This window comes from Salinirussus salinus, from assembly GCF_009831455.1.
GTDB classification, from domain to species: domain Archaea; phylum Halobacteriota; class Halobacteria; order Halobacteriales; family Haloarculaceae; genus Salinirussus; species Salinirussus salinus.
The window spans coordinates 32,162-52,953 of record NZ_WOWO01000004.1 but is presented as its reverse complement, the minus strand read 5'-3'; the positions used below and the strand labels follow the sequence as shown (position 1 = coordinate 52,953).

Annotated in this window: 18 protein-coding genes; 9 read left to right on the top strand and 9 right to left on the bottom strand. The window is 71.7% G+C overall.

Annotation, left to right across the window (positions count from 1 at the left end):
- The first annotated feature begins 70 nt into the window (after positions 1–70).
- From lipA to GN153_RS14105, 4 genes are all read left to right on the top strand, one after another.
- The gene (gene lipA, locus GN153_RS14120; RefSeq protein WP_159903908.1) at positions 71–1,003 is read left to right on the top strand and encodes a lipoyl synthase; all 933 of its coding nucleotides are present in this window, start codon (positions 71–73) and stop codon (positions 1,001–1,003) included.
- A 162-nt stretch (positions 1,004–1,165) separates the two neighbouring features.
- Complete coding sequence (gene pdhA, locus GN153_RS14115; protein ID WP_159905027.1) at positions 1,166–2,281, top strand: pyruvate dehydrogenase (acetyl-transferring) E1 component subunit alpha; 1,116 nt, start codon at positions 1,166–1,168, stop codon at positions 2,279–2,281.
- On the top strand, positions 2,278–3,330 hold the full coding sequence (locus GN153_RS14110; RefSeq protein WP_159903906.1) for an alpha-ketoacid dehydrogenase subunit beta: 1,053 nt from the start codon (positions 2,278–2,280) through the stop codon (positions 3,328–3,330). Before pdhA ends, GN153_RS14110 begins: the two co-directional genes overlap by 4 nt.
- Positions 3,330–4,964, top strand: a complete 1,635-nt coding sequence (locus GN153_RS14105) for a dihydrolipoamide acetyltransferase family protein (protein ID WP_159903904.1) — start codon at positions 3,330–3,332, stop codon at positions 4,962–4,964. The genes GN153_RS14110 and GN153_RS14105 overlap by 1 nt, the downstream gene beginning before the upstream one ends.
- Before the next feature lie 18 nt (positions 4,965–4,982).
- Here GN153_RS14105 and GN153_RS14100 read toward each other — a convergent pair whose 3' ends face one another.
- Positions 4,983–6,155: an MFS transporter gene (locus GN153_RS14100; RefSeq protein WP_236544825.1), complete on the bottom strand. Its 1,173-nt coding sequence runs from the start codon at positions 6,153–6,155 to the stop codon at positions 4,983–4,985.
- 178 nt (positions 6,156–6,333) lie between these two features.
- Between GN153_RS14100 and GN153_RS14095 the strand changes: the two genes are divergently transcribed.
- Both GN153_RS14095 and leuS read left to right on the top strand, forming a co-directional pair.
- A complete protein-coding gene (locus GN153_RS14095) occupies positions 6,334–7,320 on the top strand; it encodes an ornithine cyclodeaminase family protein (RefSeq protein ID WP_159903902.1) in 987 nt (328 codons plus the stop codon).
- A 132-nt stretch (positions 7,321–7,452) separates the two neighbouring features.
- Positions 7,453–10,158, top strand: a complete 2,706-nt coding sequence (gene leuS, locus GN153_RS14090; RefSeq protein ID WP_159903900.1) for a leucine--tRNA ligase — start codon at positions 7,453–7,455, stop codon at positions 10,156–10,158.
- A 34-nt stretch (positions 10,159–10,192) separates the two neighbouring features.
- Here leuS and GN153_RS14085 read toward each other — a convergent pair whose 3' ends face one another.
- The 6 genes from GN153_RS14085 to GN153_RS14060 form a co-directional block, all read right to left on the bottom strand.
- Entirely contained in the window at positions 10,193–10,651 is a 459-nt protein-coding gene (locus tag GN153_RS14085) for a peroxiredoxin (RefSeq protein ID WP_159903898.1), read from the bottom strand.
- A gap of 69 nt (positions 10,652–10,720) precedes the next feature.
- The gene (locus GN153_RS14080; protein ID WP_159903896.1) at positions 10,721–12,343 is read right to left on the bottom strand and encodes a sensor histidine kinase; all 1,623 of its coding nucleotides are present in this window, start codon (positions 12,341–12,343) and stop codon (positions 10,721–10,723) included.
- 174 nt (positions 12,344–12,517) lie between these two features.
- Complete coding sequence (locus GN153_RS14075) at positions 12,518–12,808, bottom strand: GIY-YIG nuclease family protein (protein ID WP_159903894.1); 291 nt, start codon at positions 12,806–12,808, stop codon at positions 12,518–12,520.
- Positions 12,783–13,601, bottom strand: a complete 819-nt coding sequence (gene pheA, locus GN153_RS14070; protein ID WP_159903892.1) for a prephenate dehydratase — start codon at positions 13,599–13,601, stop codon at positions 12,783–12,785. The genes GN153_RS14075 and pheA overlap by 26 nt, the downstream gene beginning before the upstream one ends.
- A gap of 361 nt (positions 13,602–13,962) precedes the next feature.
- Positions 13,963–14,943, bottom strand: coding sequence for a WD40/YVTN/BNR-like repeat-containing protein (locus GN153_RS14065; protein ID WP_159903890.1), 981 nt, complete (start codon positions 14,941–14,943; stop codon positions 13,963–13,965).
- A gap of 301 nt (positions 14,944–15,244) precedes the next feature.
- Positions 15,245–15,631, bottom strand: coding sequence for a hypothetical protein (locus GN153_RS14060; protein WP_159903888.1), 387 nt, complete (start codon positions 15,629–15,631; stop codon positions 15,245–15,247).
- 119 nt (positions 15,632–15,750) lie between these two features.
- On the opposite strand from GN153_RS14060, the gene GN153_RS14055 reads away from it, so the two are divergent.
- Positions 15,751–16,932 (top strand): aspartate kinase, encoded by a 1,182-nt coding sequence (locus tag GN153_RS14055; RefSeq protein ID WP_159903886.1) that lies wholly within the window; start codon positions 15,751–15,753, stop codon positions 16,930–16,932.
- A 35-nt stretch (positions 16,933–16,967) separates the two neighbouring features.
- Here the strand turns inward: GN153_RS14055 and GN153_RS14050 are convergent, their stop codons facing one another.
- Complete coding sequence (locus GN153_RS14050; protein ID WP_159903884.1) at positions 16,968–17,627, bottom strand: metallophosphoesterase family protein; 660 nt, start codon at positions 17,625–17,627, stop codon at positions 16,968–16,970.
- Between the two features lie 128 nt (positions 17,628–17,755).
- Here GN153_RS14050 and GN153_RS14045 point away from each other — a divergent pair, with 128 nt between their 5' ends.
- Positions 17,756–19,774: a helix-hairpin-helix domain-containing protein gene (locus GN153_RS14045; protein ID WP_159903882.1), complete on the top strand. Its 2,019-nt coding sequence runs from the start codon at positions 17,756–17,758 to the stop codon at positions 19,772–19,774.
- A gap of 34 nt (positions 19,775–19,808) precedes the next feature.
- Positions 19,809–20,471 carry a helix-turn-helix domain-containing protein gene (locus GN153_RS14040; RefSeq protein ID WP_159903880.1) on the top strand — a complete coding sequence of 221 codons (663 nt, stop codon included), beginning with the start codon at positions 19,809–19,811 and terminating at the stop codon, positions 20,469–20,471.
- Between the two features lie 30 nt (positions 20,472–20,501).
- Here GN153_RS14040 and GN153_RS14035 read toward each other — a convergent pair whose 3' ends face one another.
- The gene (locus tag GN153_RS14035) at positions 20,502–20,759 is read right to left on the bottom strand and encodes a zinc ribbon domain-containing protein (protein ID WP_159903878.1); all 258 of its coding nucleotides are present in this window, start codon (positions 20,757–20,759) and stop codon (positions 20,502–20,504) included.
- Positions 20,760–20,792: the final 33 nt, after the last annotated feature.

The window sequence follows — 20,792 nt, the reverse complement described above, 5'->3', positions numbered from 1 at the left end:
ACGCGTCCGTCGGACCCACTCGGGGCCGACGGACCGCACGCTTTTGTCTGCGGGCCCGTAACAGCCGTCAATGAGCGGTGTGCGCAAGCCCGAGTGGCTGAAGACGCGGCCGCCGTCGGGCCAGCGGTTCACTCACATCCGGCAGACGCTCGACGACCACGACCTCAACACGGTCTGCGAGGAGGCCAACTGCCCCAATCTGGGGGAGTGCTGGTCGGGCCGTGACGGCCCGGGGACGGCCACGTTCATGCTGCTGGGCGAGCGGTGCTCGCGGGGCTGTAACTTCTGTGACGTGGAGACCGGCGGGATGGAGCCGCCGGACCCCGAGGAACCCGAACAGGTCGCCGACGCCGTCGCCGAGATCGGGCTGGACTACGTCGTCCTGACGAGCGTGGACCGCGACGACCTCCCCGACCAGGGGGCGGGCCACTTCGCCGAGACCGTCCGGGAGATCAAACGGCGGGACCCATCAGTCCTGGTGGAGGCGCTGATCCCGGACTTCCAGGGGGAGCCCGAGCTGGTCCAGGAGGTCATCGACGCCGGGCCGGACGTGCTCGCCCACAACGTCGAGACCGTCGAACGGCTCCAGTGGCCGGTTCGGGACCGCCGGGCGGGCTACGAGCAGTCGCTGTCGGTCCTCTCCCGGGTCGCCGACGCGGAGCCATACGCCAAGACCTCCGTCATGCTCGGGGTCGGGGAGTACGCCCACGAGGTCTACCGGACGCTGCGGGACCTCCGGGCCGTGGGCGTCGACGTCGTCACTCTGGGCCAGTACCTCCAGCCCTCCCGCTCGCACCTGGAGGTGAGCGAGTACGTCCACCCGGACGTCTTCGACACCTGGGAGCGGGTCGCCGAGGCGGAACTGGGCTTTCTGTACTGTGCGGCGGGCCCGATGGTCCGCTCCTCGTACCGCGCCGGCGAACTGTTCGTCGAGGCTCTCGAACGCGACGGGAAGTCGGTCGACCAGGCGCGGGCCGACGCGAAGCGGGCGGACGGCGACTGATGCCGGCGGGTGCGGCCACCGCCAGCTGCGGTGATCAACTGTTCATAATTACCGCGAGTAACACCCCGAAGGCTGCCGAGAACCGGCAGACATAACCGCGAAACGCATAAACGGCGCGGGGGGCAAGCCTGGAAGTATGTCGTACTTCGGCAGGTGGTTTCTCTGAGTACCCTCCAGGCGAGCGGTCAGGTACAGGTGCTGGACGAGAGCGGGCAGGTCCGGGAGGACGCCGAGGTGCCGGACCTTTCCGACGACGAGCTGGTCGAGATGTACCGCGAGCTGAAGCTGGGCCGGCACTTCGACCGGCGGGCGGTGAGTCTCCAGCGCCAGGGCCGGATGGGCACGTATCCCCCCCTGTCGGGGCAAGAGGCCGCCCAGGTCGGCAGCGTCCACGCCCTCGCCGAGCCGGACTGGCTGTTCCCCAGCTACCGCGAGCACGTCTCCGCGTACGCGATGGGGTGGCCCCTGGAGAAGATCCTGCTGTACTGGATGGGGACCGAGGAGGGCAACGTCGCCCCCGAGGGCGTCAACATGTTCACCGTCGCGGTCCCAATCGCCACCCAGATACCTCACGCGACCGGGGCGGCCTGGGCGGCGAAGCTCCGCGACGAGGACCGGGTGACGATGTGTTACTTCGGCGACGGCGCCACCAGCGAGGGCGACTTCCACGAGGGACTGAACTTCGCCGGCGTCTTCGACGTGCCCGCCGTCTTCTTTTGCAATAACAACCAGTGGGCCATCTCGGTCCCCCGGGAACGCCAGACTGCAAGCGCCACGCTGGCACAGAAGGCCCGGGCCTACGGCTTCGAGGGCGTGCAGGTCGACGGGATGGACCCCCTCGCCGTCTACCAGGTCACCCGCGACGCCGTCGAGAAGGCCCGGACCGGCGAGGGCGGCGACCCCGAGGTCGGCGGGGCGACCCGGCCGACGATGGTCGAGGCCGTCCAGTACCGCTTTGGCGCCCACACCACCGCCGACGACCCGACGGTCTACCGCGAGGAGGAGGAAGTCGAGCGGTGGCGCCGCCTGGACCCCATCCCGCGGATGGAGACGTTCCTCCGCGAGCGGGGCCTGCTCGACGACGAGCGGGTCGACGCCATCGAGACCGCCGTCGAGGCAGAGGTCGCCGACGCCATCGACGCCGCCGAGACCCACGAGCGCCCCGACATCGAGGAGATGTTCAAAAACGTCTACGCGGACATGCCCGGGCGGCTCGAAGAGCAACTGGAGTACCTGCGCGACCTGGAGGCCCGTCACGGGGGTGACCTGCTCGAATGAGCACCGACACCGGCGCCGACGGGGACGCCGAGGCCGACGCAGGCACTGGCCCCGGGGGAGAACCCGGCGGCAGCACGCAGAATCTCACGCTCGTTCAAGCCGTTCGGGACGGCCTGTACGGCGAACTCGCCCGCGACGAGGACGTGCTCGTGATGGGCGAGGACGTCGGCGAGAACGGCGGCGTCTTCCGGGCCACCCAGGGGTTGATCGAGGAGTTCGGCGACCGGCGCGTGGTCGACACGCCGCTGGCGGAGTCGGGCATCGTCGGCACCGCGGTCGGCCTCGCGGCCTTCGGCATGCGCCCGGTTGCGGAGGTCCAGTTCATGGGCTTTCTCTACCCCGCCTACGACCAGCTGGTCTCGCACGCCGCCCGGCTGCGCAGCCGGAGCCGCGGGCGCTTCACCTGCCCGCTCGTGGTCCGGGCGCCCTACGGCGGCGGGATCCGCGCGCCCGAGCACCACTCCGAGTCCACGGAGGCGGCGCTGGCGCACATCCCCGGGCTGAAGGTGGTCGTCCCCTCGACCCCCTACGACGCGAAGGGGCTGCTCGCGGCCGCCGTCCGCAGCGAGGACCCCGTGGTCTTCCTCGAGCCAAAGAAGATCTACCGGGCATTCCGCGGCGAGGTGCCCGACGAGACCTACACCCTCCCGCTCGGGGAGGCAGCGGTCCGCCGGGAGGGGACGGACGTCTCGGTGTTCACCTGGGGGGCGATGACCCGGCCGACGCTCGACGCCGCCGAGGCGCTGGCCGAGGAGGGCGTCGACGCCGAGGTCGTCGACCTCCGGACGCTGGCGCCGATGGACCGCGACACAGTACGTGAGTCCTTCGCGAAGACCGGGCGGGCGGTCGTCGTCCACGAGGCCCACCGCAATGGCGGACTGGCCGGCGAGATCACCGCGACCCTCCAGGAGCAGGTGCTCTACCAGGAGGCGCCGATACGCCGGGTGACGGGCTTCGACGTTCCCTTCCCGCTCTATGCGCTGGAGGAGTACTACCTCCCCGAGGCTGAGCGGATCGGGGACGCCATCCGGGAGACCGCGGAGTACTGATGTTCGAGTTCGCACTGCCCGACGTCGGCGAGGGGGTCAGCGAGGGGGAGGTCGTCGCCTGGCACGTCGAGCCGGGTGACCGCGTCGCCGAGGACGACGTGCTCGCGGAGGTCGAGACCGACAAGGCGGTCGTCGACCTGCCTGCGCCCGTCACCGGCGTCGTCCGGGAACTCCACGCCGAGGTCGGCGACGTCGTCCCCGTCGGCGAGGTCGTGGTCACCATCGAGGAGGACGCCGAGGGCGGCGCCGAACCGGAGGAAGCGGAGGCCGCCGACGGCGAGGAGCCTGCGGCCGACCCCGCCGGGACGGCCCCCGGAGGCAACGGGACCGGCGGGCGCGTGTTCGCCGCACCGAGCGTGCGGCGGCTGGCCCGCGAACTCGGGGTCGACCTCGCGGCGGTCGACGGCTCCGGCCCGGGCGGTCGGGTCGTGGAAAGTGACGTGCGCGCGGCCGCGAACGCGGGCGGGAGCGACGCGGAAGCGAGCCCGGCGGGAACGAGCGCAACGGAGGCTGGCGCGGCCAGCGACGGGCCGGCCGGCGGGGCCGGCGACGGGCCGACGGCGGCCGTCACGCGCCGCGGGGACGACAGCGGGGCGGCCGCGGGCGGAGGGACGACCCCGGCCGAGACGGCGGGTGCGGCCGACCGCGACCGGACGCTCGCGGTGCCGGCGACCCGGGCGCTGGCCGACGAACTCGGCGTCGACATCGACAGCGTCCCAACCGACAAGACCCGCGAAGGCGAGCCCTTCGTCGACGCCGAGGACGTCCGCGCGCACGCCGAGGCGCAGTCGGCGGCCGCAGAGGCCGGCGAGGCCAGCGAGGCCGCGGGCGGCGCCGAGTCAGGGGCCGGAGCGGGAGCCGGGTCCACGGCTGGAGCCGAGCCCGCCGGCATCGGCCCGCCGGCCGGCGAGGCCGACACGGGCGGCGCGGCTGCGGCCGGCGAGCGTCGGGAACCGTACCGGGGGATCCGCCGGACCATCGGCGAGCGGATGGCTGCCGCGGACGACGCGGTCCCGCGGGCGACCCACCACGACAGCGTCGTCGTGACCGAACTCGTCGAGACCCGCGAGCGGCTGCGCGGGCCCGCCGAGGAGCGCGGCGTCCGGCTGACCTACCTCCCGTTCGTGCTCAAGGCCGTCGCCGCCGGCCTCCGCGAACACCCCGTGTTGAACAGCCGGCTGGACGAGGAGCGCGAGGAGATCGTCTACCACGACGCAGCGAACGTCGGGGTGGCGACGGCGACGGACGACGGCCTCCTCGTGCCGGTCGTCGAGCGGGTCGGCGAGAAGGGAGTCCTGGAGCTCGCAGCGGAGGTCGCGGACCTGGTCGAGCGCGCCAGAGCGCGCGAACTCTCCCGCGAGGAGATGCAGGGCGGGACCTTTTCGGTGACCAACTTCGGGGCGGTCGGCGGGGAGTACGCCTCGCCGATCGTCAACCACCCGGAGACGGCGATCCTCGGGCTGGGGGAACTCGCCAAGCGGCCCGTGGTGGTCGACGACGAGGTGGTGGCCCGCCACACGCTGCCGCTCTCGCTGTCGATCGACCACCGGGTCATCGACGGGGCCGACGCCGCCCGCTTCGCCAACACCGTCATGGGGTACCTCGAGGAGCCGTCGCTGTTACTGCTGGAGTGAGCGGCGGCCCCGCTGCCCTCACCGCCCACGAATCCACACGAGCGCGCCGACCGACAGCAATCCGAGCAATCCACCGAGGGCGAGCGTCGGGAAGGCGGCGGCGTAGCCCGCCCGGTCCAGCGCCAGCCCGAAGACGACCGGCGAGACCACGGTCGTCGAGAAGCCGGCGAGCGACTGGACCGACAGCGCGGTACCGACGTGCTCGTCGGGGACGACCTCGGTCACCAGCGTCGAGGTGGGGGCGCTGTCGACGGTGAGCACGAGCCCGTAGCCGACCGCAAGCGCGACCAGCGCGGCCAGCGGGAGGCCGCCGAGCAGGCCGAATGCGGCGCTCAGGAGCGTGCTGGCGGCGAGGCCGGCGGCGATCGTTTGGGGCCGACCGACGGCGTCGCTGAGGCGCCCGCCGAGGGCGTCGCCGAACCCGCTGGCGACGATGGAGGCCCCGACCGCGAGCCCCGGGAGGACTGGCGAGCCGGTGGCGGCGAAGGCGGGCGTGGCCGCCAGGAAGGCCAGCAGCCAGTTGCGGACACCGAACAGCTCCCAGTTGTGCCAGGCGTAGACGCCCACGGCGGCGAGATACTCGGGGTTCCGGAGGACCGCGAGGTCGAATCCCTCCGATGCGGACTCGGCCGTCGGGCTGTCGCGGGTGAGCCCGAGCACGAGCGGCGCGACCCCGAGCGCGCCGATGCTCGTCACTGCGACCGCGAGCCGCCAGTCGACGGCCTCGGCGGCAAGCGTCGCGAAGACGAAGGAGAGCCCGCTACCGAACTCGAAGGTGCCGATATAGAGGCCAAGCGCCCGCCCGCGGACGGACTCGGGGTACCAGTCGCTGACGAAGCGCATCCCCGGGACGTACACCCCCGCGACGAACAGGCCGGAGAGAAAGCGCAGGAGGCTTCCGAGGACGACCCCGTCCGCGAGGGCGGCGAAGGCGAGGCTGGGGAGGGCAGTCCCGGTCGCGCCGGCGGCGATGACCCACCGCGGGGAGTAGCGGTCCGCGAGCCGGCCGGCCGGGAGGATCGCAACCAGGTAGCCGGCCTGAAAGGCGCCGAAGACCACGCCCGCTTCCAGCCCCGACAGCCCCCACTCCTCGACCACCAGCGGGAGCACCGCCGAGTAGTTGAACCAGACGAGTACCGAGAAGAAAAGCGCCGTCGACGTCACGGCGAGCACCCGGCGGCGTTCGCGCATCGCCGGGGCTGTCGCAGGGCGGGCACAAATACCGTCGGGTCCGGTGAGGGGTGCGGGCGGGAGGAGCCGCGGTAGTGTTCGCTATGGCAGAATCGGACCGAGCACCGACGCTGCTGAACGAAACACGACCCTGGCTGACGGACGTGGACTTAAGTGGGCCGCCGGGACAGATCACCGCATGGAGACGCTGCTTCTCGACCCGGCGGACGTGACCGAGAGCGCCTCGATGGCGGCGGTCATCGACGCCGTCGAGGGTGCCTTCGCGGCCGACGCCCGCGGGGACACCCAGATGCCCGCCAAGTCCTACATCGACCTCCCCCAGCACGACGGCGACTTCCGGTCGATGCCCGCCTACATCGACGCCGGCGACTGGGAGGCCGCGGGCGTCAAGTGGGTCAACTCCCACCCGGGGAACCCGGACCGCCACGACCTGCCGACCGTCATGGGCACCATGATCTACTCCGACCCCGCGACCGCGCTCCCGCTCGCGCTCATGGACGGGACCAGCCTCACCCGCCTGCGGACCGGTGCGGCCGCCGCCGTCGCGACCCGGTATCTCGCCCGGGAGGACGCCACCTCGCTGGGGCTGGTGGGCGCGGGGATCCAGTCCTACAGCCAGCTGGAGGCCGTCGCCGAGGTCCGCCCCATCGAGCGTGTGGTCGTCGCCGACCGCGACCCCGACGCCATCGCGGCCCTCCGGGAGCGCTACGCCGAAGCGTACGACGTCCGCGAGGGGAGCATCGACGAGGCCGCCGCCTGCGACGTGGTTTCGACGACCACGCCCGTCCGCGAGCCCATCGTCACCAGCGTGGGCGAGCACACCCACGTCAACGCGATGGGAGCCGACGCCGAGGGGAAACACGAGATCGCCGACAGCGTGCTCGCGGACGCCAAGCTGGTCATCGACGACTACGACCAGTGTACCCACTCCGGGGAGATCAACGTCCCCTGGAGCGAGGGCGCGCTCGACGACGGTGACATCCACGCCGAACTCGCCGAGGTAGTCGCCGGCGAGAAGGCCGGCCGCGAGGACGGCGACGGCGTCACCGTCTTCGACTCGACGGGGCTGGCGATCCAGGACGTCGCCGCGGCCCACGTCGTCTACGAACGGGCCCGCGAGACCGGCGTCGGCACCGACTTCGCGCTGGTGGGCACGGACACCTGAGCGCCGGCGGCGCCGCTGCGGGCCGCCGCGGGGGGCTCACGCCGGCCCGCCGCGCTCGCCTGGCTGCCGTGGCGCCGGTCGCGGCCGCCCAAGGGAAAGGTATAGCACCGTCGGTATCCCAACAGGTGACACATGAGTACCGGAAGCGGAGAGCAACGCGAGCGGGGGTTCGACCACACCGAGGTCGAGTCCAGGTGGCAGCGCGTCTGGGACGACGAGGAGGTGTTCCGGATCGAGGACGACGCCGAGGACCCCGCCTACGTGCTGGCGATGTTCCCCTACCCATCGGGGGAGATGCACATGGGCCACGTCCGCAACTACACGATCACGGACGCCTACGCCCGCTACAAGCGGATGCAGGGGGAGTCGGTGCTGCACCCGATGGGGTGGGACTCCTTCGGTCTGCCCGCGGAGAACGCCGCCAACGAGCGCGACGTCGACCCCCGCGGGTGGACGATGGACTGCATCCAGAATATCAAAGACCAGATGGAGCTGATGGGGCTGGGCTTCGACTGGGAGCGGGAGGTGACGACCTGCGAGCCCGACTACTTCCGGTGGAACCAGTGGTTTTTCAACCGGTTCCGGGAGGAAGGGCTGGTCGAGCGCAAGGCCACCGAGCTGAACTGGTGTCCGGACTGCGAGACGGTGCTGGCCGACGAGCAGGTCGAAGGCGACGACGAGCGGTGCTGGCGGTGTGGCACGCCCATCGAGCGCCGGGAGCTCGACCAGTGGTTCTTTACTATCACCGACTACGCCGACGAGCTCTACGACGCCCTGGACGGGATGGACGGCTGGCCCGAGAACGTCCGGGAGATGCAGCGCAACTGGATCGGCAAACAGGAGGGGGCGAGCGTGGGCTTCGAGCTGACGACCGGCGACGAGGTCGAGATCTTCACCACCCGGCTCGACACCATCCACGGGGCGACCTTCTTCGCGCTCGCGCCCGGCCACGAGGTGGCCCAGCGCCTCGCCGAGGACGACGAGGAACTCGCGGAGTACATCCACCGCGCCGAACACACTGAGGAGGAACTCCCCCAGACGTCGGGCGTGTTCACCGGCGAGTACGCCACCAACCCCGCGACCGGCGAGGAGATCCCCGTCTACGTCGCCGACTACGTGCTGGAGGATATCGGCACCGGCGCGCTCTACGCAGTGCCCGCCCACGACGAGCGGGACCACGCCTTCGCCGAGGAACACGACCTGCCGGTCGAGCAAGTGGTCGAGCCCGCCCCCGACGCCGACGTCGACCCCGAGGCAGTGGACGTTCAGGAGGCGGCCTACACCGAGGACGGCGTGCTCGTCAACAGCGGGGAGTACGACGGCCTGGAAAGTCCGGAAGCACGCGACCGGTTCGTCGAGGACCTCGACGGCGAGGAGCGGACGGCCCACAGCCTGCAGGACTGGTGTATCTCCCGGCAGCGCTACTGGGGAACGCCGATCCCCCTGGTGGAGTGTCCGGACTGCGGGTACGTGTCGGTGCCCGACGAGGAGCTGCCCGTCGAGCTCCCGGAGTTCATTCAGACCGCCGGCAACCCGCTGGACGCCGCCACGGAGTGGAAGGAGACGACCTGCCCGGACTGTGGCGGGCCTGCCGAGCGGGAGACGGACACGATGGACACCTTCGTCGACTCCTCGTGGTACTTCCTGCGGTACGTCTCGCCGGACCTGGAGGAAGCGCCCTTCGACACCGGGCGCGCCAGCGACTGGATGCCCGTCGACCAGTACGTCGGCGGCATCGAGCACGCGACGATGCACCTCATCTACTCCCGCTTTTTCACGAAGGTGCTCGCTGACCTCGACATGCTGGAGGGCGTCGAGGAGCCCTTCGAGAACCTGCTCACCCAGGGGATGGTCCGCAAGGGCGGCACGGCGATGAGTTCCTCCTCGGGCAACGTCGTCTCCCCGCGGCCCTTCGTCGAGGAGTACGGCGCCGACACCGCCCGGCTCTTTATGATGAACGCCGCCCAGCCCGAGAAGGACTTCGACTGGACCGAAGAGGGTGCCCGCTCGGCCCACCAGTTCCTTCAAAATGTCTACCGCCTGACTCGCGCGTTCGCAGAGGGCGAGATAGAGACGGCCGGCGGTGACGGTGGCGGCGGCGGGAGCGAGGGCGCGGGCGAAGACCCCATCGCGGAGTACGTCGCCCGCGAGACCGCCGCCACCGCCGCCACCGCCACCGAGGAGTTCGAGCGGTTCCGGTTCAACCACGCGCTGCAGGCGGTCCGCGAACTGGTCGCGCTCGTGCGCCAGTACCGCGACGCGACGACACCCGACGAGGGGGCCGTCACCGAGGCGCTGGAGACGACGGCGAAGCTGCTCGCGCCCGTCGCCCCCCACGTCGCCGAGGAGCTGTGGGAGCTGCTGGGCGGCGAGGGGCTGGTCGCGGAGGCGGCGTGGCCGACGGGGTCGCCCCCGCCCGGCTACAACCTCGAGCGCCGGCTGGTCGAGAACACCCGCGAGGACATCCGCGACATCGTCGACGTGGCCGACATCGCCGACCCCGAGCGGGTCGAGGTCGCCGTCGCGCCGGCCTGGAAACACCGCGCGGCCGACCTCGCCCGGGACGCGGAGGGGGACGTCGTCGGGGCGGTGATGGCCGACGAGGACCTGCGGGAGCGCGGTGAGGCCGCCGCCGACTTCGCGAAGACGCTTGCCGGGAGCGGGCGGGTCGACGAGTATCTCGACCCCGACCGGGAGCGGGCGGCCCTCGAGCGGGCGGCCTGGCTCATCCGGCGGGAGTTCGGCGCCGAGGTGGCGGTCTACGGCGCCGCGGAGGCCCCTGGCGACCTGGCGAGGGACGCCGAGCCCGGCCGACCGGCCATCGACATCCAGTCCTGACCCGCTGTTGTGGCGACCGGCGGTGGGCCCCGCCTCACTCCAGTTCGACCAGCCCGTCCTCCAGCAGGTCCATCAGGAGGTCCCGGGCGTGGCCGTCCGGGCCCACGCCCGTATACACGCGGTGGACCGTGCCGTCGGCGAGGACGAACGTCGTCCGCGGGGTCCGGTCGCCGGGCGCCGTCCGCTCGACGCCGAAGGCGTCCGCGAGGTCGCCGTCGGGGTCGGCAAGCAGGTCGAACTCGACGCCGGTCTCGGCGGCGAAGTCGCGGTGGGAGTCGACGCCGTCGACGGAGACGCCGTAGACGGTCACGCCGGCCTCCTCGTAGACCTCCCGCTCGCGGGCGAACTGCTCGAGTTCGGTCGTACAGCCGGGAGAGCCGTCCTCGGGGTAGAAGGCGACGACCGTCGGGCCGGCGAAGTCGGGGGAGACGACCTCCCCGTCCTGCGTTGGCGCGCTGACGTCGGGAGCGGGGTCGCCCGGGTCGAGTACCATACCCGCCGTTGGCGGGCGCCGGGCAAAAAACCGGCGCGGGGCCGGGCGCGCTGGCAGGCGGGCTGTTCCTCACAGCAGCCGGACGCCGGAGACGGCCACCCGCACCCCGTCCCGGTAGCCGGAGTCGATGGCCACCTCCCAGCCGTGGACGTTCGCCAGCGAGCGGACGTTGGGCAGCTTCATCCCCGCCTTCGCGTCGGGAACGGCCTCGTCGTAGGCGAAGTACTTCTCGACCGGTTCGATAGGGGGGTTACCGTCGTCGGCGAGCGCGAACCCGTCGCGGGTCGCCTCGACCGTGACCTCGGTCGCACCGTTGCGGTCGGCGAACTCGAAGGCGCTGGCGAACAGCGCCCGGAGCCGGCGGGGTTCGGCCTCGATGGTGGCGTCGTCGGTGACGGTGACGGAGACGTCCGTGTCGGCCTCGCGGCGGGCGTCCGCGACGGCCTCGCCGAGGTCGAGCTCGGCCAGCCCCTCGACGGTCTGGCCGTGGCGGGCGAGTACGGTGAAGTCGTCGACGAGGTCACCCATCCGGTCGGCAGCACCGGTGGCCGTCTCCAGGGGGTCCCGCCGGTCGAAGTCGAGGTCGACGGTCTCGGCGGCGGCCTGGACGTTCCAGTCGATGACCTGCAGGGAGTTGCGCAGCTCGTGAGTCATCGCGCCGGCGAAGTCCTCGAGCTGGCGGTTGTGGCGGGCGAGCTCGCGCCGGCGCTGTTCGGAGTCGGTCACGTCCGAGAAGAGGACGACCTGGCCGACGCGGTTCTGCCCGACCTCGAAGACGCTGTTCGAGACCACGAAGTACCGCCGTTCGCCCTCGACGTCGAGTTCGAGCAGCTGGTCGTCGGCAGCGGCGTCGGTCGCGCCGGGGACGACCGCGTCCAGCCGGTCGCCGGCCGCCAGCGCGGGAAACAGGTCGCCGGCGGGCTCGTTGTAGTCCCGTATCCGGCCGTCGTCGTCGAGAAAGACCAGCGGGTCGCTGACGCCGCCGGTGGCCTTGACCGCGAGAAACCGGTCCCGGAACAGAAAGAGGACGCCGATGGCGAAGGCCCCGACGCCGAGTGGGGCGTAGATGATGTCCACCAGAAGCGGGGTCGCGTAGCCGACGATGTCGAGCGTGACCGGCAGCCCGGTCAGCCCCGCCAGCACCGCCAGCGGCCAGGTGTCGTAGTCCGAGGAGACGAACAGGTCGAGCAGCATGAAGATGCCCGCCGCGGCCAGCGCGTAGGAGAAGCCGGTGACCGCCCAGTGGAACACCCCCTGCTGGACCGTGAGGTGGGGGAACGGGTCGGTCACGAAGGCCGTCTCGAAGTAGAGGTGGTGGAACGGGTTGGTCACCTTCACCGCCACGACGGCCAGGTAGATGGCGCCGGCGAGCCACCGGAAAGTCGGCTCGCGGTGGTAGGTCCGCCCGGTGTACGCCGAGGCGAAGTACAGCCACACCCAGACGGTGCCGAACCCGAGGATAAGCCCGAAGAGGTAGCTGAACTCCCGGAACGGGTCCGGGAGGGCGAACATCCCGACGTGAGAGGCCGACCACCCGCCGCTGGCGAGCAACAGCGCAAGCAGGCTCCAGCGCAGTTCCGGATCCTCGACCTTCCAGGCCCGGGTCGCCGCCACGAAACAGGCCAGCGCCGCGACACCGAACAGGAGTTCGTAGCCCAGCGAGGAGTCGAATATCGCCAAAACGACAGTCATGGTGGTGAACAACGTGACCACACTCGTCTCGGCTCGCCCTTCCCGCTCCGCCCTCTCAAACCTTTTGGCAGAGGATCACCCCGTCCGGCACCGCCGCACAGAATGGCAGTTTTGCTGATATGTGCTGGCGGTGACGTGGGTCACAGCCCCCGAGTAACGCGCCGGCGTCGTTGTTCACTCCTCCCCGACCAGCCGCTCCTTTTCGGCGCGGGAGAGCGCCTTGATCTCGTGTTCCCGGGAGAGCGCGGCCGACCGGCTCCCGAAGGATTCGGTGTAGACGAGGTCGACCGGCGCCCGCCCGCGGGTGTACTTCGCGCCCTCGCCAGCGTCGTGTTCGGCCACGCGGCGGTCGACGTCGGTGGTGTACCCGGTGTAGAGGGTGTCGTCGGCACACCGCAGGACGTAGACGTAGTGCACGGGATTGCTGTGGCTGTAGCGGTCAGTAGAGAACAGTCTCGGAGTCATACGAGCCCAGCCGGCGGACCCATCCCTCGCCGGCGATCTCCTCGACCGCCGCCAGGGCGTCCTGGGTGCGCTGCTCGTAGAGGCCCGCGGCGACGTCGATGTGGAAGACGTAGTCGCCCAGCCGCTCGCCGCTGGGGCGGGACTCGACGCGGGTGAGGTTGATGTCCCGGTCGGCGAAGGGTTCGAGCATCTCCAGCAGGAGCCCGGGGCGGTCCTCGCTGGGGTAGACGATGAGGGAGGTTTTGGAGCCGGCCTCGCTGCGCTCGCTCTCGGGCGCGACCACCAGAAAGCGGGTGGCATTGGAGGTCCGGTCCTGGATGTCCTCCGCGAGCGTCCGGAGGGCCGGGTCGCCGTCGGCGTTGGCGGGGTGACCGATGGCGGCCACGCTCGCGTCCTCGCGGGCGCGCTCGACCCCGCGGGCCGTCGAGGCCACCGCTTCGAGGTCGGCGTCCGGGTAGTGTTCCTCCAGATACGAACGACACTGCGCGAGCGCCTGGGCGTGGCTGGCGACGGTCTCGAAGTCCTCGCCCTGCGCGAGCAGGGCGTGGCGGATGGGCGTGATGATCTCCCGGACGACCGCCACCTCGTACTCGGTGAACGCGTCCAGTGACTCCGTCACCGACCCCTCGATGCTGTTCTCGACGGGGACGACTCCCCGGTCGTAGTCGCCGTCGGCGACCGCCTCGACGATGGCCGTCACCGACTCCGTGAAGGCGATCCCGTCGTCGTCGGCGACGGCCCCGGCCGCGCGGTGGGAGTAGGTCCCCGCCGGTCCCAGGGTGAGCGTCTGCATATCCGCCGGATACACCACCGGCGGGCAAAAGGTGTGCGGTCCCACCTTTTTCCGCCTCGGGTGCGCTCCGCGCACCGCGTGGCGGCGAGGCCGCCACGGCATGCAGATGCGGGCCACTGGCCCGCAACTCGCTCGCGGCAAAAACGTGGGCGAAAAAGACCTCCGACCTCGCTGCGCTCGGTCGGAGTGAACCGCGCTCACGCCGTCGCCTGACTACGTCCGGCTGCAGGAGGGGCCTTTGGCCCCTCGCCGTTCGCGCGGATGCTCCCGGTAAAGGCCACCCTCGGATGTGAGCGGCCGCCATCCACGAGCGAACGGACCGCCCGGGAGTCGAGCGGGTCCCCACGGGGGCAGATGTCCGTCAGGACTCGACCCAGCACAGCGGCATGTACCGCCCGCGGACCGCCCCCGGCGTCGGGACCGACCCGGCCCGCTCCCACTCCCCGTCGTCCCGGCGGAGCAGCGTCCCTCGGTGGGTCGCAGTTACCGGGTCGCCCTCGACCACACACCACCCCAGCGGGACCTCCTCGGGGGTCGGGGTGTCGACCTGCTGGAGTCCTTCGCCACCGCGCTCGCGGGAGACCAGCAGCGCGTGGTCGCGGTCCTCCTCCCAGGAGGACGAGGAGGCGGGCGCGGCCCCGGCGTAGACGGCCCCGTCGTGGACGCTCGCTTCCCGGAAGTACCGCTGGCGGTGGCCGGTGTCGAGCCGGGTCCACGTCCGGCCGGCGTCCTCACTTCGGTAGAGCCCGCTCCCGGTCGAGGCGACCAGCGTCCCCGGGTCCGGGAGCGCGATGTGGTGGATGTCGTCGGTGTGCGGGGCGTCGAACCCCTCGATGCTCCTGTCGACCCAGCTCGCGCCGCGGTCGTCGCTGAGGTGGACGCCGCCGACCTCGACGCCGGCGACGAGCCGGTCGGGGGCCCCGGGGTGGGTCCGGAGGCTGCGGACCTGCGCGAGGTCGTCGTGACGGGGGATCCCCCAGTCGGCCCGGTCGCGCAGCGCCCGGAACCCGTCGAGTTCGGTCCAGCGGTCGGCTCCCGGTGGCCCGTCCCAGTCGGCGACGAACACCCGGGCCGGTCGGGTGCCGGCGTAGACCCGCTCGCCCGCGGGGTCGACGGTGACCGCGTAGACCTGCTCCTCCGGGACCGGGAGCCGGAGCCAGTCGTCCCCTGCAGGGGAGTAGTACAGCCCGGACTCCGCAGTGGCGAACAGTCCCTCGAGGGGGTCGTACCGCTCGACGCGGTAGACGTCCTCCGCCTCGAGCACCCGCTCGGCGGTCGTCTCGTCGGGGCCGGGGACGCCGGCGATGCGGTAGACGCCGTCGTCGCTTCCCGCGTAGAGCATACCAAACGATCGTGTGGCCGGTCTCTTGGCGTTTTGGTCGGGCACAAGGTGTGGCCGCGAGCGCGTGTCGCGGCGGCGGCCGCGACCGCGCGACCCGGGGAAGGGCAGGCTGACCACGAGCATCCGGCGGCCGCAGGCCGCCGGTTCCCCGGACGCGAGGGAGCGACGCGACCGAGCGTCCGGCTTTTTTCACTGTGTTTTTTACGCGAGCGAGTTGCGGGCCGGCGGCCCGCACCTGCATGCCGTGGCGGCCTCGCCGCCACGCGGTGCGCGGAGCGCACCCGAGGCCCAAAAAAGTAGTCTATGGCTGGTCGGTCCTGAGTCTGGTCGTGGGTCGCCCCTCGAAGCGGGGTCCGGAGCCGGTCTCCTCGAAGCCGGCGGCGACCGCGGCGTCCTCGACGTCGGGCTCGCCGTCGGGGACGAGCATCTCGACGGCCATCCCCTCGGCGCGGGCGAAGCCCAGCGGCTCCTCCAGCAGCGTCGGGAAGGCGTCGGGGTCGCCCTCGATCTGGGTGACGTGAACCGTCCGGGCGCGGGCGTCGTAGCTGACGAAGCCGACGATCTCCTCCTCGCGCTCGGCGACCCTGACGGTGCGGTCGTGGACGAGGTTGCGCATCACGTCCCGCGGGGCGTCGGTCAACTCCGCCAGGCGCCCGGCGTCGGCCTCGACGGCGTCCCGCAGTTCCATACTCCCGGTTGGGGCGCGGAGACAGTAAAAGTCGGTGGCACAGATGGACACAGTTATCCACGGCGGCGACAAAGCGGGCGCCAACACACCATGAGGGACACGCGTCACGGGGTGGTCGGATGCGGGTCGTAGTCAAGTTCGGAGGGACCAGCGTCGCCGACGGCGACCGGATCAACCGGGCCGCGGACTCGATCGCCGCCGCGGTCGAGGCCGGCCACGAGGTGGCTGTCGTGGTCAGCGCAATGGGGTCGACGACGGACACGCTGATCGACGAGATGAAATTCGACGCCAGCGAGGAGGACCGCGCCGAGATCGTCAGCATGGGCGAACGGACCTCCGTCCGGATGCTCAAGGGCGCCCTGGAGGCCCGCGGGATCGACGCCTCCTTCCTCGAGCCCGGCCGGGCCGACTGGCCGATCATCACCGACGAGTACGGCGAGGTCGACGTCGAGGAGACCCGCGGGCGCGCCGAGCAGTGCGCAGCGCGGATGCGCGACGGGGTCGTCCCCGTCATCACCGGCTTTCTCGCTCAGGACCACGACGGCACGATCACGACGCTCGGTCGCGGCGGGTCGGACACCACCGCCGTCATGCTCGGCAACTACATGGACGCCGACGAGGTGGTCATCGTCACCGACGTCGAGGGCGTGATGACCGGCGACCCCGACGTCGTCGAGGGCGCGCGCAACGTCGGGGAGATCACCGTCGACGAACTCCGCAACCTCTCCTTCCGGGGGGCGGAGGTCGTCGCCCCCTCCGCGCTCGCCTACAAGACCGACGGGCTCACCGTCCGGGTGGTCCACTACCAGCACGACGACCTGCTCGCGGGCGGCACCTCCATCAGCGGGGAGTTTCAAAATCTCATCGACCTCCACGAGCGCGAGCTGGTCTGTCTGACCGCCGCCGGCCGCGCCGTCCGCAACCAGCCCGGGATCCTCGCGACGCTGTCCTCCGCGCTGGGCGAGGAGGGGATCAACATCCAGACCGTCTCCAGCGGGATGGACTCGATCACCTTCTACGTCGACGCCGACAACGCCGAGCGCGCCGAGGCGCTGATGCACGAGGAGGTCGTCGCCGACGAGACCCTCTCCAGCATCACCCGCGAGGAGGAGATCGCCGTCGTCCGGGTCACCGGCAACGACGTCCAGAGCCAGACCGACGCCATCCAGCAGGTGCTCGCGCCGCTCGCCGAGGAGCGGATCTACCTCTACGACGTCGTCACCAGCGCCACCTCCGTTGCCGTGTTCGTCCCCTGGGAGGACCGCGAGGAGACGCTGGACTGTCTGCAGGGCGTGCTCTAGGCGCCCCCGGTCCCCGCCCGCCCCGCCCCCCTCTCCTACCGCCCTTCCCGTAGCCGCTCGCCGAGTTCGGTGGGGAGCCCCGCCGACGCGATGGCCGCGACCACCTCGTCGACGTCGTACTCGACGCGGTGTTCCTCGACCCGCAGCCCCTCGAGGTCGAGAGTCGCGTACGCCGCCCGCGGGTCGCCGTCCCGTGGCTGGCCCACGCTGCCCGGGTTCACGACCACCCCCTCGTCGTAGCGCTCGTGGTGCTGGACGTGGGTGTGTCCGAGCACCAGCACCTGCTCCTCGTCGAGCAGGTGGGGGCCGAACTGCGCGGGGTAGGTGTACCGATCGGGGTCGTCGGGGTGACCGTGGACCAGCCGCACACGCCCCTCGCAGGCCGCCCGCTCGTTTGGGAGGGCCGCGAGCCACTCGAGCTGGTCGTCGTCGAGCGCCTCGCGGGCGTGCCGGACGCCCGCGCCGGCCATCGAGTTGAAGGCGAAGTGCGCCCCGCCCGCGACCGCGCGGTCGTGGTTGCCCATCACCGTCGGCACCGCCCGCTCGCGCATCGCGTCGACGCAGTCGGCGTGCCAGGGGTTGTAGCCGACGACGTCGCCCGCACACACCAGCCGGTCGACCGGTGGCATGTCCGCCAGCACCGCCTCCAGCGCCACCCGGTTGCCGTGGATATCGGAGATGAGACCGACCTGCATACCCCGGCTACGCGCCGGCCGGGTTTAACCCCGGCGCGGATGGCGCCGCTCGCCGTCTGGAGGTCCTCACTTCGTTCGGGTCTCCCCCTCGCTGGGTTTTTGCTCCCCTCGCCCGAACCGGGGTGCAGATGGAGTCGGACGCCGACACGGACCCTGGCTCGGACGCCGACCTCGACCTGGAGTCGATCCCCGGCGTGGGGGCCAAGACTGCCGACGCCCTCCGGGACCTGGAGGCCCCCGAGCGGGCGCTCCGGGAGGGCGACGTCGCCACGCTCGCCCGGGCACCCGGGGTCAGCGAGGGGCGGGCCGCCCGCATCGCCCGCGCGGCCGTCCGGCGGCGCCACGACGACCCCGGCGGGTTTCTCGCCACCGACCGCGCCCGCGAGCTCTACCGTGACACCCTCGCGCTGCTCCAGGAGCGGGCGGTCACCGACTACGGTGCCAAACGGCTGGAGACGTTCTACCCGAGCGCCAGCGAGTCGCGGATCGAGGAAGCCCGCGCCTTCGCCGAGCGGGCGCTGGCCCGCGACCCCGACCCGTCGGTTCGGGAGGCGCTGACCGACGTCGCACCCCTCGGCTCACCCGGAGACGTCCGCGTCCGTGACCGCTGTCTCGCCACGAGCGACGCCGAGACCTACGCCCGCGCCCGGGAGGCGGTGCCCGAGCTGAGCGTCGAACTCGTCGACGACGCCCGCCAGCTGGCCGAGCTCGCCCGCGGGTACGCCACCGTAATTGCCCTCGATTCGGAGTTCGCGGGGATCGACGTCGAGGGCGACGTCCGGGTCCAGTCCGACGCCCTCGAGAATCCCGTTGAGGTGGTCCCCGAGCGAACCCTCCAGTTCTTCGCGACGAACCGTGGGCCGCTCCGGGCCGCGGTGACCGTCGCCCGCCGGGCCGACCTCGACGTCGCCTGCGACCTGGAGACGCTGGCCGACGCCCTGGAGCGGCTCGACGACGAGGGCGAGGTGACCGGCGACGACGAACTCGACCGGCTGGCCGCGGCCGTCGAGGGACTCGATACCGCGGTCGCGGAGGCCGAGCGGGTCGCCAACGACGGCCTCCGGGAGGCCATCGAGGCCCGCGACGTCACCATCGAGGGGACCGACCTCCTCTCGCTGGTCGAGCAGGGCGCCGGCGTGGACTCGCTGCTCTCCCAGGAGCTCTCCGGGGAGTACGAGGCCGCCGTCGAGCGCGCTCGCGAGCACCTCGTCGACGCGCTCGACCTGGAGGGGACTGCCGACCTGGCCCGGCGGGCCTTCGGTGACCGTCCGACCTACCCCGTGGAACGCGACGAGGAGGTCGTCTCGCGCCTGCGCGAGGAGTTGCGGGCCGCCCGGGACCGCCGCCGGACCCGCCGGAAGCGCGAACTCGCCCGCGACCTCGCGGGGCTGCGCGGGGACGCCGAGGCGCTGGTCTCGGCCGCCCTCGAGCTGGACGTCGAACTCGCGGTCGCCCGCTTCGCCGCCGACTTCGACTGTACGATGCCGGCCATCGAGGGAGAGGGGTTCGAGGTCGAGGGCGGCCGGTCGCCGCTGCTCGATGTGCCCTTCGGGGAGGTCGAACCCGTCGACTACGGTGTCGAGGGGGTGGCGCTGCTCTCGGGGGTCAACAGCGGCGGGAAGACCTCGACGCTTGACCTGGTGGCGCTCGTCGTAACGCTCGCGCACATGGGTCTGCCCGTGCCCGCCGAGCGGGCCCGCGTCGGGCGCGTCGCGGAACTCCACTACTACGCCAAGAGCCAGGGCACCCTCGACGCGGGAGCCTTCGAGTCGACGCTCCGAGAGTTTGGCGACCTCGTCACCGAAGTGAGCGCCGACCGCCCCGTCCTCGTGCTCGTCGACGAACTCGAGAGCATCACCGAGCCGGGCGCTGCCGCAGACATCATGGCGGGCATCCTGGAGTCGCTTTCCGACCGGGACGCAACGGCGGTGTTCGTCTCGCATCTCGCCCGGGAGATCCGGGCGGCCGCCGAGGCCGACCTGGCCGTCGACGGCATCGAGGCCGAGGGGTTGGTCGACGGGGAGTTGCGGGTGAATCGCTCGCCGGTCAAGGGGACGCTGGCCCGCTCGACCCCCGAACTCATCGTCGAGAAGCTCGCCGGCGAGGACGGGACCGGCTTCTACGAGGGGTTGCTCGAGAAGTTCTGAGCCTATAAACCGCGAGCGCCCGTAGCCCGGCGGCATGCGCTATCTCGAGGTGAGCGTCTCCCAGTCTCCCGGAGAGCGCAACCCGATGCACCAGTTCGTCGTCGAGCGCGACGCCTACGGGCCGGCGCGGCTGCTCCACCGCGAGGCGGGGGAGTCGACGCACGCCATGCTCGTCCACGTCGAGGGGCCGACCGAGCCATACCGGGAGGCGCTGGAGGCCCGCGAGGCGGTCCGGGCCTACGAGCTCAGCCCCTGCCCGGACGACTCGTTTTACCTGTACGTCCGGGAGGCGCTGACCGGCGAGGACCGGGAGTTCTCGGCGGCCTTCAGCCAGCCCGGGCTGCTTCTGTTGATGCCCGTCGAGTACCGCACCGACGGCACCGTCCACCTCACGGCCGTCGGCCCGGCGGGAGCGGTCCAGGCGGCCGTCGAGGACATCCCCGAGACGATGGGTGTCGAGGTGGTCTCGGTCGGGGAGTACGCGGCCGGCCGGGTCGAGGCTCGGCAGGGACTGACCCAGCGCCAGTTCGAGGCCGCCCGCGCGGCCGTCGAGACCGGCTATTACCGGTCGCCCCGCGAGGCCACCCTCTCGGAAGTGGCCGACAGGCTCGACTGTGCGACCGGCACCGCGGGCGAACTGCTCCGGCGGGCCGAGCGGACCGTCATGGCCGACCTGGTCTCCGGCGGCCCGTTCTGAGACCGGGCGGCTGTGTCTGGAGGACGGAAGTCACCGGCGCTGGCGGGTCCCGTCCGCGGGCCCGCCCAGCAGCTTGTTGCCCGACCCGCAGTGCGGACAGGTCTCCGCCGCTGCCCCGTAGTACTGCCCGCAGTTCCGGCACCGGGCGCGCCGGCCGCCGGCAGCCGCGTCTCCGCTTGCGTCGCCACCCGCGGCCACCCCGCCGTCGTCTGCAGCCACGCCACCGTCCGTTTCCAGTTCGCCGTCGTCCGTGTCGTCGGTTCCGAGGAGCGTGTCGAGTAGGCTCATCACGTCTCCACGTCGGTCCCGTCGCCCCCTGCG